Origin of the sequence: Deefgea piscis (assembly GCF_019665785.1) — a bacterium.
Lineage (GTDB): Bacteria > Pseudomonadota > Gammaproteobacteria > Burkholderiales > Chitinibacteraceae > Deefgea.
Genome location: NZ_CP081149.1, coordinates 2,686,786 through 2,698,954, shown reverse-complemented (window position 1 = coordinate 2,698,954; position 12,169 = coordinate 2,686,786). Strand labels below are relative to the sequence as shown.

Here is a 12,169-nt window from a genome sequence, read left to right as displayed (position 1 = left end):
TCCGTTATTTGTGAGCAATTGTCCATTGCCTTTTATCGCTCGGCACTCAGTGGATTTTGTTTATTGCACATTGGGTATTGCTTGGTAGTCTTTATTGCATAATGGCTGTATCTATATACTGATGGCGCTAATTGTTTAAGCGTAAAAAAACCGCTGACGTGTCAGCGGTTTTTTTATCCAAACATTCCAAGATTAATCTTGATGGTAGTTTGGGGCTTCTTTGGTGATTTGCACGTCATGAACGTGTGATTCACGGATACCGGCTGAAGTGATTTGTACAAATTCAGCTTTGGCGTGAACATCGTCAATCGTTGCGCAACCTAGATAGCCCATTGATGAGCGTAGACCGCCAACCAATTGGTGAATCACGGCAGACAATGGACCTTTGTACGGAACGCGGCCTTCGATGCCTTCGGGTACCAATTTATCGGCATCCGCGGTTTTGTCTTGGAAGTAACGATCAGATGAGCCGTTCGCGCCAGACATTGCACCGAGTGAGCCCATACCACGGTAGCTCTTGTATGAGCGGCCTTGGTAGAGTTCAACTTCGCCGGGTGCTTCTTCGGTACCACCGAATAAACCACCCAACATCACCATGTGCGCACCAGCGGCGATGGCTTTAGCGATGTCACCCGAGAAGCGAATGCCGCCGTCAGCGATCAAAGGTACGCCGGTGCCTGCGAGGGCTTCAGCCACATTGGCTACCGCAGAAATTTGCGGTACGCCAACGCCAGCCACGATACGGGTGGTGCAAATTGAGCCTGGGCCGATACCGACTTTAACAGCATCTGCGCCCGCTTCAACCAAAGCTAAAGCCGCAGCAGCAGTGGCAATATTGCCGCCGATGACTTGAACGTGTGGGAAGTTGGTTTTAACCCAACGCACGCGATCCAGTACGCCTTGGCTGTGGCCGTGTGCGGTATCCACCACGATCACGTCAACGCCAGCTTCGACCAGCAATTTAACGCGCTCGTCAGTACCAGCGCCAACGCCAACGGCGGCACCAACACGTAAACGACCTTGTTCATCTTTGGCAGCCAGTGGGTGCTCGCTGGTTTTGATGATGTCTTTTACGGTGATGAGGCCTTTAAGGCGGAATGCGTCGTCGATAACCAGAACGCGTTCAAGACGGTGTTCGTGCATTAAAGCGCGAGCGTCATCGATGCTGGTGCCTTCGCGAACAGTAATCAAGCGCGCTTTTGGCGTCATGATTGATGAAACTGGAACGTCAAGACGCGTTTCAAAACGAATATCGCGGTTGGTGACGATGCCAACGAGCAAACCTTGGTCAATGACCGGCAAGCCCGAGATTTTGTGTTGTTGTGTGAGTTGCAATACATCACGAACCAACATGTCGGGAGCAACGGTGATCGGGTCTTTTACAATCCCTGATTCATACCGTTTTACCTTGGCGACTTCTTGTGCCTGACGCGCTGGGGTCATGTTTTTATGCAAGATACCGATGCCGCCTTCTTGTGCCATTGCAATGGCCAATGGGGCTTCGGTAACGGTATCCATCGCAGCGGAAACCAGCGGCAAATTCAGGCGGATATTGCGCGTGAATTGCGTCGCCAGCGAAACATCGCGCGGCATAACATTGGAATGAGCGGGTACAAGCAAAACGTCGTCGAACGTAAGGGCTTTTTGCACGATGCGCATGAGTAGAATCCTTTTCGCCAAAAAAGCATTATACCGAAACCATGATGTCACGCCTATTGCATTAGTTATGAAAAGGGTGACTGCTGCGCAATGCGGCGTGGGTTTCGCGTGTTGTTTTCATCGAAATTAAAAATTTTCTGTGTAAATTACTGTTGCCACTTTCTTAGTGTGTAATCATTGCATTGGGAGTACAGAGAATCAAGCGCTCAATTGAGTATCTGTCGTCCATATAAAAATAATCATGCAAAAAAACCAAAGGGGGCGGTGTGCCGAGTTTTCCAAAGCGTTTGCGATTGTTGCTGTTGGTGGCGGTGTTGTTAATTGTGGGGTTTTTAACCACCAGTATTGCTAGTTATTTGGTGTCGCGTGATGCGGTTCGTGAAGGCATTGTGGGTACGGCATTGCCGTTGACTGGTGACAGTATTTATTCTGAGATTCAAAAAGATATTTTGCGGCCAGTGTTTATTTCATCGCAAATGGCACACGATACCTTTGTGCGGGACTGGCTGTTAAATGGAGAGAAAGATCCTGAACAATTGACGCGATATTTAAGTGAGGTTAAAGCCAAGAACGGGACGTTTACCAGTTTTTTGGTTTCAGAGAAAAGTCGTAATTATTACCATAGCAGTGGTGTGTTAAAAAAAATTCAATCGGACGATGCACGTGATGCTTGGTATTTTCGCGTTCGCGAAATGAATAAACCGTTTGAAACTAACGTGGATCCCGATTGGGCAAATCGGGCTAAAATAACGATTTTTATTAATTATCAAATTTTTGATTATCAAAATCGATTTATTGGTACCACAGGCGTTGGTTTAACTTTGGATACGATGAGTCGATTATTAAAAACGTACGAGACTCGTTTTCAGCGCAATATTTATTTTGTGAATGAATTAGGTCAAGTGGTTTTAACCGGTAATTCAGCACAAGGTCGAAACTCAATTTTATCGCACGAAGGAATTAGTAGCATTGCAGCGAAAATTTTAAATCATCAATTAAAACCAACGCAGTTAAGTTATCAGCTTAAAGGGCAGTTGATTCAAGTGAATAGCCGGTTTATTCCTGAATTGGGGTGGTATTTAATTGTTGAGCAAAATGAAACGGCTGATTTGCGTCCAGTGCAGCATATGTTTCAGCTTAATTTATTGATTTCTGCACTGATTACTTTATTGGTGTTGTGTATTGCCATTTATAGTATTAATCGAAATCAGCGAAGCTTGGAGGCATTGGCTTCTACCGATGGCTTAACGCAGTTATTAAATCGGCAGGCTTTTGAGGTGGTATTGGGGCAAAAAATTACTGAGTTGACGCGCCGCCCGCGTCCACTATCGGGTATTTTGATTGATATTGACTATTTTAAATTAATTAATGATGAATTTGGTCATCTGATCGGAGATGATGTGTTGCGCAAAGTGGCGGATATTTTGCGGCACACGGTGCGTACTGGCGATACATTGGCGCGTTGGGGCGGGGAAGAATTCATTATTTTATTGGATGATTGCCCGAGGGCGAAGGCGTTGGAGTTGGCTGAACGTTTGCGTTTGGCTGTAGCCAATTATGATTTTGCATTGCCGCGACACTCCCCCGTGACGATGAGCTTGGGCGTGGTTCAATTGCAAGCTGGCGAAACTGAGACTGAATTTTTCCAGCGAGCTGACTTATTACTCTACGCAGCAAAATCAGCAGGCCGAAATTGCGTGATGGCCGATGCTTAGTGGACTCGTTTTGGTGTATTAATAGTTGGCCAGAAAAAGTTTGATATGACTATTTCTTGCTAGCTATTTATGATTCATATTGTAATTGTCAATTTTCGTTCAATTTTGCGAAAACGATCAGCATTTGCAATTTAAGGAGTTTTAAATGCCAACATATCAGTTTTTTAAAAGAAATATCGAGGCGAAGAGTGAAATTCGCTATTTGCCTACCGATCAAGATCAATTTTTTGCCAATAAAGAGCTGTTGCTTGCTCAAGGGTTTGAAGTTGATGGCTATATAATATATGCCGCTAATGAAAATGATGCAATTTCAGTTTTTAATTGTGATATACCTTATGCGCAAATAGAGGTATACAATCCAAATGCGGCTAATGATCTTTCCCATTTATTCGAGGTTGTCATCAAATGGATTAGTAGCCTAGCGAGTAAATTTAAAAAATAATTATCAGTATATCGATATAAATTTTCTCATATATATCAGATAATAAATTAAAAATCGGCCGCTAAAAATTTTATTGAAATTTTTTATAATCCGCTTCGGCCGACTAGTTTTGGAATTTTTCTCAGCAATGCTTTGGCTTGAGGGAATGTTGCGGATGGCTTTAGCTGTTTGATGTTTTAAGGTATCGACCAATGAGCGCAGTGCTTTTAGCGAAGCATGCTGATTGTCGTTGCTGTTCTCGGTGATTGTTGATCGGTTGCTTGGCAGGAGATCTCAGCGATGAAAGCGATTCTCTCAAACACGTCGAACACGGCACTTATTTTGTCCGGTGGTGGCGCGCGGGCGGCTTATCAAGTCGGTGTGTTACTGGCGATAGCTAAAATATTGCCACGCGGTAGTCCAAATCCATTTCCGATTATCTGCGGTACTTCAGCGGGGGCGATCAATGCCGCAGCGATGGCGGTAGGGGCGGGAGATTTTCATCGTGCGGTGCTGCAATTGGCGCGGATGTGGCAAGGTTTGCAGGGTGAATCGATTTATATGGCTGATTTGCCGTATTTAAGTAAAACGGCAGCGCATTGGTTGTTGGCTTTATTGTGTGGTGGTTTGGGCCAGCGAAATCCGCGGGCCTTTTTGGATAATGCCCCTTTGCGTGCTTTATTGACTCGTGAAGTGGATTTTAGCCAAATTGAACAGCATATCCAGAGTGGTGCTTTACGTGCGGTGGCGATTTCGGCGTTGGGTTATAGCAGTGGGCAGTCGGTGTCTTTTTTTCAAGGTGCGGATGATCTGTCTGTTTGGTCGAGAGCGAAGCGAGTAGGGGTACGTACTGAGCTCAATGTCTCGCATTTAATGGCTTCTAGCGCTATACCACTTATTTTTCCGGCCGAGCATATTCATCGTGAGTATTTTGGTGATGGCTCGGTTCGGCAAATCGCCCCTTTGAGTCCGGCGATTCATTTGGGCGCTCGACGCGTGTTAGTCATAGGGGTCGCGCCGCACTCCGATGATGGTCCTGCGCGGCAGCATAGCCCGTCTTATCCCACCTTGGCGCAAGTGACAGGGCAGCTGTTTAATAGTGTGTTTCTCGATAGTTTGGATACCGATTTGGAGCGGATGACGCGAATTAATCGAACCTTGTCTTATGTGCCGCTGGAGGCTCGGCGTACGGGGCAGCTAGAACTGCACCCGATTGAGGTACTAAGTATTTCTCCATCCAAGCCGCTAGAAAAATTAACTTTAAGTTTTAGCCGGGATTTTCCATTGGGAATGCGATTTTTATTGGGCGGATTGGGGGCTTTTCGACGGCAGGGTTCGGTGGTGGCGAGTTATTTATTATTTAGTCAGGCGTATTTGCGGCAGTTGATTCGATTGGGCTATCGAGATGCGATGGATAAAGAAGCTGAGCTGAGTGTTTTTTTGGCTGCAAATTCTAAGGCAAGCAGCGTAGAATAGTTATTTTCTATCTTGTCGGAGTTTGGGCATGGCTTTGTTGCGTTGGCGTGTGGGGTTTTTTGCTCTGTTTTTGCTCTGTGTCGGCATGATGGGGTTTGCACTTTATCACCAGTTTTATCAGTGGCTTATGCCATGTTTACTTTGTGTTTACGAACGCTTATTGGTTATTACATTGGGTTTGCTGAGTTTGCTTGCTGCAATCTGGCAGCCGACTACAAGGCGCGGGGTAATGTGGTTTTCTGGCGTTTATGCTGCAGTGGCATTATGGGGTGCAGGAATCACCGTGTGGCATTTAATGCTGCAATATGCGCCGGCTGAAACGGGGGTTAATTGTGCGTCTAGTTTGCCATTTCCGATTGATTTAAATGCTTTACCTGCTTGGATTTCGGCGGTGATTCGTCCAGTTGGTGATTGCTCGGTCGTGGATTTTTCTTTGTTTGGCATGTCGATGCCATTTTGGCTGCTGGTGGCCTTTGTCGGCTTTTTAGTGCCTTTGTCGTATTTGGCTAAAATCCGTTTGCTTGAAATTCGTCGCCGAGGTCTTTGAGATGACATTGACTGAATTACGTTACATCGTTGCTGTGGCGCGTGAGCGTCACTTTGGGCGCGCAGCCAATAGCTGTTTTGTATCGCAGCCTACCTTGTCGGTCGCCGTGAAAAAGTTAGAAGAAGAGTTGGGTGTAGTGCTGTTTGAGCGCGCAGCCGGTGAGGTTACGGTAACGCCAAGCGGCGAGCGCATCGTTGAGCAGGCGCAGCGCGTGCTTGAGGAAGTGTCGATGGTGAAGCAGCTGGCCGAGCAGGGTAAAGATCCGCTGGCTGGGGCTTTACGCTTAGGCGTGATTTACACCATTGGGCCGTATTTATTGCCGCATTTGATTCCACAGTTGCGCCGTATCGCACCGCAAATGCAGTTGTTACTCGAAGAAGATTACACCGTGCGTTTGGCCGAAATGCTCAAGCAAGGTGAGATTGATCTGGCGATTTTGGCTGAGCCTTTTCACGAAGGGGGTATTTCTACCCAAGCTTTGTATGACGAAGATTTTGTCGTGGCAACGGGCTTTGTTGCACAAATCAGCGGCGCAATGCTGCTGGTAGAATAGCGATATAGAATAGCGATATGAGCAAACCAGCACCCCACAAATACAAAACCACCAACTGGCCAAGCTATCACGCAGCTTTGAAATCGCGTGGCGCATTAATGATTTGGCTTGATCCAGCGCTGAAATGGGCTGCTGAGCCCACTGGCAAGCGCGGACGAAACCCCACTTTTAGCGATGCTGCCATTCAATTCTGCCTCACCATCAAATGCCTGTTTGGCCTCGCATTGCGCCAAGCAACCGGCATGGTTGAAAGCCTACTTCGGCTCGCCAACTTAGATTGGAACGTTCCTGATTCGAGCACGATCTCTCGTCGACAAAAAACGCTGAAAGTCACGATTCCGGCCCGTCAAAGTCAGGGTGGACTGCATTTACTCGTCGATAGCACAGGCATCAAAATGCTCGGTGAAGGTGAATGGAAAACCAAAAAACACGGCGCTGAATATCGTAGGCAGTGGCGTAAAGTTCACCTCGGCATTGATGCCGAAACCCTTGAAATTCGTGCCATCGAGGTCACCGATAACAAAACAGGTGATGCGCCCATTTTGCCGGAATTGATGAATCAGATTCCCGAGTCTGAACAGATTGCGGCGATTTACGGTGATGGCGCTTACGACACCAAAGAATGCCACAATGCCATTGCGGCAAGAGGTGCGGCAGCGATTATTCCTACACGGAAAAATGCACAATTTCGGAAAGAAAATACGGCCGGAGCGAGAGCGCGGAATGACATCTTACGGGCGACCAAATACTTGGGTAGGGCCATCTGGAAAAAATGGTCTGGGTATCATCGACGTAGCTTGGTAGAAACCAAAATGCAATGCTTCAAACTATTGGGTGAACGAGTGATGGCGCGGGACTTTGATCGTCAGGTGGCTGAGTTGCAAGTGCGTGCAGCGATCTTAAATCGCTTCACGCAACTGGGTACGCCAATGACGGTAAGAGTGGGATAAATCCGTCTGGGGTTAGGGGTGACTTACCCTCTAGTTGATTTGTGCAACAAAGCCGTGGCAACGCCTAAAGGGCATGAGTGGGAATTGCTCGATTCGGTGTCGTCCGAGCAATTATCCGATGAAAATGTATTGTTATTGTCGCCGGGCAATTGTTTTCGCGATCAAGTTTTGCAAACCTGCTCCGATTTAAATCGCGAAAGTATGTCAGTGGGGAGTTTGCAGCGGACATTGCAAGGCTCGTCATTAACGACGATTCGGCATATGGTCGCCGGTGGTATTGGTGTAACCGTGCTGCCTGCGACTTCGGTGAGTGTGGCTGATGAAGCTTTGCTGACCTTACGCCCTTTTGCCGAGCCAGTGCCGTCACGGCGTGTGATCTTAGCTTGGCGGCGTAATTTTCCACGGCAGGCGGCAATCGAAGCGGTACGACAAGCTTTGCTGCAATCGGATTTAGAGCCGATTCATCGTTTACCGAATGCGCCGATCAATTCATAGTCTGTGATAAATAGAAATCCACGCTAGCCGGTTTTTTTGTCGCGTTATTGCGTTCTTAGTACCGGCTCAATGCCAAGCTGCCGCAGTTTTTTAACGGCGATCTCGGCTTGTGATTTGCTCTTAAATGGGCCAATTTGTACTCGAGTTTCTAGGTAAGCCGGAATGCCGGCGGTTTGTAGTTGCACGAGTAGTTTTTCGGCGTTATTAGCGTGCAAAAAGACGCCAGCTTGAACGCTATAGCCTTGCTGCCCTGTGGTTGCTGCAGGGTAGTTATTGCTCGGTTTCACGGGCTGGCGAGTGGCTATTGGCGTTGGTACATTGGGCGTTGGTGCATTCATTAGCGGTATTGGCAACGAATCCGACTTGGGCTCACTGCGCGTTTGCTCTGCCACCACGGTGCGCTGTGTCGTTGCGCTTGGCTTGGGGGCTGGATTGCTAATGGCTTGAATCGGTGTTTGATTGTGACTGAGACTTGAGTTCGGACTCGGACTCGGACTCGGACTCGGACTCGGACTCGGACTTGGGGCGAGGGTTGGCAGGCTTGCCACTTCACTGCTGATGCTCGGGTTGGGCGCTGTCGATTCGATCTCGGATGCCACAGTCAGTGGCGTGAGGATTTTTGCTGTTCCCACATCACTGGCGATTTTAACTTCAGGCACGGCATTTTTTTGTTCTTGATCAAACCATGCGATGGCCGCAAGTACAATGCCGATCAATGCGGCTGCGATGCCCAGTCGCCACAAGAGTTGGGTTTTTAATTGCTGCTGTTCTTTTTGCTGCAAGATGGGGTCAAGTCCATCACTCATCTGTCAGGTGCTCGCTATGGTGTTATACTGTTGGGCTATTTGCCTCAGGTTTAAGGCTTCAAGTCTGTTGCTCAAATTCCCTGTGTTGCGGCTAGGTGGATACGATGTGATCCATCTTTTGTGTTGCCGCTAGTTATGGGGGCTTTAATAGGACTTGAATTCAGTCTTCGTGAAATAAATATAATTCGCACGAGGCTAGCTTAAATTACATTATGCTGCAAAGTTTCTTTCGTTAAATTGAAAATAACGACTCACACTGGAGATAAAAATGGCTGTTGAACGTACCCTATCGATTATTAAACCTGACGCTGTTGCAAAAAATGTCATTGGTAAAATTTATGATCGTTTTGAAACTGCGGGTTTAAAAATCGCTGCGGCGAAACTAAAGCACCTAACACGTGCCGAAGCTGAAGGCTTTTACGCGGTACATAAAGAGCGTCCTTTCTTTGGCGCTTTGGTTGAATTCATGATTTCAGGTCCAGTCATGATTCAAGTGCTTGAAGGCGAAAATGCGATGAAATTGAATCGCGATTTGATGGGCGCAACCAATCCAAAAGATGCTGCTGCCGGTACGATTCGTGCAGACTTTGCCGATAGTATTGATGCAAATGCAGTACACGGTTCAGATAGCTTGGAAAATGCCGCCATCGAAATCGCTTATTTTTTCGATGCAGCTGAAGTGTACGCACGTTAAGTTTTAGCTTGTAAGTAGTGGTGGTAAAGACGCTCGCTTGGCTAGCTAAGCGGGCGTCACTGATGAAATAAATGGCGTAAGCCTTGGTGGATAAAGACATGGCAATAAATTTGTTGGATTACGATGCGGAGCGTCTAGGCCAATTGATGGTACAACTCGGAGAAAAACCGTTTCGTGCCAAGCAACTGATGAAGTGGATTCATCAGCGTGGCGTAGCGGATTTCGATGCGATGAGTGATATCGCTAAATCGTTTCGGCAAAAATTAGCTGCCGATGCCTGTATTGCACCACCGGCAATGATGGCCGAACAAATTGCCAAAGATGGCACCCGCAAATGGTTGTTGGATGTGGGCACGGGCAACGGGGTTGAAGCGGTGTTTATTCCCGAAGATGACCGCGGTACTTTATGTGTTTCCAGTCAGGTTGGTTGTGCGCTCGATTGCACTTTTTGCTCGACGGCACGCCAAGGATTTAACCGTAATTTATCGACTGCAGAAATTATTGGTCAGTTATGGTGGGCCAATCGCCGCCTCTCTTTTGATGCGGCGCGCGTCGGTACTGCAACTAATGACGATACACGGATTGTATCGAATGTGGTCATGATGGGCATGGGTGAACCACTGGCCAATTATGATAATGTGGTTGCTGCGATGCGTTTGATGTTAGATGACAATGCGTATGGCTTGTCACGTCGCCGCGTTACCTTATCGACCTCAGGCATGGTGCCGCAAATGGATAAGCTGCGCGAAGATTGTCCTGTTGCGCTGGCCGTGAGTTTGCATGCGCCGAACGATACGATTCGCGATGAGATTGTGCCGATTAATAAAAAGTATCCGCTCAAACAATTGATGGATGCGTGTAATCGTTATCTAGAAAAAGCACCGCGTGATTTTATTACTTTTGAATATGTGATGCTTGATGGTATCAATGATAAGCCTGAGCATGCGCATCAATTGGCGGCATTGGCGCGATCGACTTCGTGTAAGTTTAATTTGATTCCGTTTAATCCGTTTCCGAATGCCGGTTATCAGCGTTCAAGCCGTGAAGCGATTCATCGCTTCCGCGATATTTTATTGCAAGCGGGTTACATCGTTACCGTGCGTAAAACGCGTGGCGATGATATTGATGCCGCTTGTGGGCAATTGGCGGGGCAGGTTTTGGATAAAACCCGCCGCACCGAAAAAATGCTCGAAACTCGGCCGATTATTTTTAAAACAGGAGGCGATGCGTGAAAAATACTTTATTGCTAGTGGCGTTGTGTCTTGGCCTAAGTCATTTTGCACTGGCGAATGAAGATTCTCGCGCAAGCGTTAGGACGCGACTCGCGTCCGAATATTATAAAGTTGGGCAATATCCCATTGCTGTGGATGAGGCAAAAAAAGCCATTGCCGCCGATGCCAAATATGTTTTGGCTTACAATGTGATGGCTTTGTCGTATTGGGCTTTGGGCGATAAAACGACTGCGGCAGATATTTTTAAGCAGGCTTTGAAAATCGAGCCGAGTAATTCAGATGTGAACCACAATTACGCGAATTTTCTTTGCGCTAATGGTCAGGTTCAGCAAGCTGAGACCCATTTTAATACCGCGCTGAGCGATCCTTTGTATCCAACGCCAGAAAACACCATGATGGCGGCGGCCAATTGCGCTTTAAGTAATCAAGATAATGCGTTGGCTGCGCAGTGGTATAAAAAAATCCTGATACAAAGACCAAATTATTTACAAGCTAAATTTCAGCTGAGTAATTTAATGTTAAAGTCGGGGGACTTGCCTGAGGCAAAGCGTTTGTTTGTTGATCTATATCGATCAAGCAAACCGACACCCGTTGAATTGCTATGGCTGGGTGTGAGAGTTGAGCGTGCCATTGGCAATAAAACCGCCGAGCAACGCTATGCCAAAGAATTACTCAGCGCTTTCCCCGATTCAGTAGAAGCCACTAAGTTACAGATTGGAAAATATGACTGATCAGTTTGAATCTTCATCGACTGCAAGCTTGTTACCTGCAGGTCGACAATTACGCAATGCACGAGAAGCTTTAGAATTAAGTCCAGAGCAGGTTGCTAATCAATTAAAACTTGCGGTGCGCCAAGTGCTGGCGATTGAGCAAGAAGCCTTTGATGAATTGCCAAGCAATTTATTTATCCGAGGTTTTGTGCGTAATTATGCGCGGCTGGTGCATTTAGACCCTGAGCCTTTGCTTGAATATTTGGCGCAGGTGTTGCCTACAGAGCAAGTTCCGACCACTTTACTCGATGCGCCTTTGGAAACCAATAGCACGATTCCATTTAAAAATAAGCGTCGGCGTCAACCATCGGCGATGGTATTGATGGGCGTCTTGGGCTTGGCATTGGGTGTGGGCGGCGTATTTTGGTATTTGCAGCAACCGGCTCATCCTGAGTTGGCTTTGCCAGAGATGGAAAGTCAGCCGATTGTGGATGTGACTCCGGCGTCAGCAGTACAAGAAGAAGTTGTTGTATTGGCCAGTGCTGCTAGCGCGATTGCGCCTGTGGCCAGTTCACCTCAGCTTGCTGCCTCCTTGCCCGTTGCCAGCGCACCACAGATTAAAAAAGCGGTTTCGGTGCTTGCGAGTACAGCATCGGCAGTGGCAGAAGCGCATGCAATTAAAATTACCTCGCAGACCGATAGCTGGGTGCAAATTGTGGATGCCAATGGCAATAAAGTGTTGTCCGAGATTATTCGTCCGGGTTACGAGCGCGTTGTGGCCGGTGTGCCGCCTTATCGCGTTAAGGTCGGTAACGCCCCAAAAACCCAATTGTATTTTAATGGTCAAAATGTGGATTTGAGTGTTTATCTCAAGCCCGGTTCTGATGTGGTTAATATGGAATTGAAATAAT

At 47.3% G+C, this 12,169-nt stretch carries 12 protein-coding genes and 1 pseudogene; 11 read left to right on the top strand and 2 right to left on the bottom strand.

Annotated elements, in window-relative coordinates; all coding sequences use genetic code 11:
* Positions 1–192 precede the first annotated feature (192 nt).
* Positions 193–1,659: an IMP dehydrogenase gene (gene guaB, locus K4H25_RS12590; protein WP_173531869.1), complete on the bottom strand. Its 1,467-nt coding sequence runs from the start codon at positions 1,657–1,659 to the stop codon at positions 193–195.
* Positions 1,660–1,925: 266 nt separating this feature from the next.
* Here guaB and K4H25_RS12585 point away from each other — a divergent pair, with 266 nt between their 5' ends.
* The 7 genes and pseudogenes from K4H25_RS12585 (at position 1,926) to K4H25_RS12555 (ending at position 7,816) form a co-directional block, all read left to right on the top strand.
* The gene (locus K4H25_RS12585) at positions 1,926–3,374 is read left to right on the top strand and encodes a sensor domain-containing diguanylate cyclase (protein WP_221020829.1); all 1,449 of its coding nucleotides are present in this window, start codon (positions 1,926–1,928) and stop codon (positions 3,372–3,374) included.
* 145 nt (positions 3,375–3,519) lie between these two features.
* Positions 3,520–3,816: a hypothetical protein gene (locus K4H25_RS12580; protein ID WP_221020828.1), complete on the top strand. Its 297-nt coding sequence runs from the start codon at positions 3,520–3,522 to the stop codon at positions 3,814–3,816.
* Positions 3,817–4,095: 279 nt separating this feature from the next.
* Positions 4,096–5,271 carry a patatin-like phospholipase family protein gene (locus K4H25_RS12575; RefSeq protein ID WP_221020827.1) on the top strand — a complete coding sequence of 392 codons (1,176 nt, stop codon included), beginning with the start codon at positions 4,096–4,098 and terminating at the stop codon, positions 5,269–5,271.
* A gap of 28 nt (positions 5,272–5,299) precedes the next feature.
* Positions 5,300–5,818: a disulfide bond formation protein B gene (locus tag K4H25_RS12570; protein WP_221020826.1), complete on the top strand. Its 519-nt coding sequence runs from the start codon at positions 5,300–5,302 to the stop codon at positions 5,816–5,818.
* Between the two features lies 1 nt (position 5,819).
* Positions 5,820–6,320: pseudogene (locus tag K4H25_RS12565) on the top strand (LysR family transcriptional regulator); the annotation flags it as partial.
* Between the two features lie 68 nt (positions 6,321–6,388).
* Complete coding sequence (locus K4H25_RS12560) at positions 6,389–7,321, top strand: IS5 family transposase (protein WP_221020333.1); 933 nt, start codon at positions 6,389–6,391, stop codon at positions 7,319–7,321.
* An 18-nt stretch (positions 7,322–7,339) separates the two neighbouring features.
* On the top strand, positions 7,340–7,816 hold the full coding sequence (locus K4H25_RS12555; protein ID WP_255587621.1) for a LysR substrate-binding domain-containing protein: 477 nt from the start codon (positions 7,340–7,342) through the stop codon (positions 7,814–7,816).
* 44 nt (positions 7,817–7,860) lie between these two features.
* On the opposite strand, the gene K4H25_RS12550 is transcribed toward K4H25_RS12555, so the two are convergent.
* Positions 7,861–8,622: an SPOR domain-containing protein gene (locus tag K4H25_RS12550; protein WP_221020825.1), complete on the bottom strand. Its 762-nt coding sequence runs from the start codon at positions 8,620–8,622 to the stop codon at positions 7,861–7,863.
* 268 nt (positions 8,623–8,890) lie between these two features.
* Here K4H25_RS12550 and ndk point away from each other — a divergent pair, with 268 nt between their 5' ends.
* The 4 genes from ndk (at position 8,891) to K4H25_RS12530 (ending at position 12,168) form a co-directional block, all read left to right on the top strand.
* A complete protein-coding gene (ndk, locus tag K4H25_RS12545; protein ID WP_173531864.1) occupies positions 8,891–9,316 on the top strand; it encodes a nucleoside-diphosphate kinase in 426 nt (141 codons plus the stop codon).
* A 98-nt stretch (positions 9,317–9,414) separates the two neighbouring features.
* A complete protein-coding gene (gene rlmN / locus K4H25_RS12540) occupies positions 9,415–10,548 on the top strand; it encodes a dual-specificity RNA methyltransferase RlmN (RefSeq protein ID WP_221020824.1) in 1,134 nt (377 codons plus the stop codon).
* Positions 10,545–11,279, top strand: a complete 735-nt coding sequence (pilW, locus tag K4H25_RS12535) for a type IV pilus biogenesis/stability protein PilW (RefSeq protein ID WP_221020823.1) — start codon at positions 10,545–10,547, stop codon at positions 11,277–11,279. The genes rlmN and pilW overlap by 4 nt, the downstream gene beginning before the upstream one ends.
* On the top strand, positions 11,272–12,168 hold the full coding sequence (locus K4H25_RS12530; RefSeq protein ID WP_221020822.1) for a RodZ domain-containing protein: 897 nt from the start codon (positions 11,272–11,274) through the stop codon (positions 12,166–12,168). Before pilW ends, K4H25_RS12530 begins: the two co-directional genes overlap by 8 nt.
* The last annotated feature ends 1 nt before the right edge of the window (position 12,169 follow it).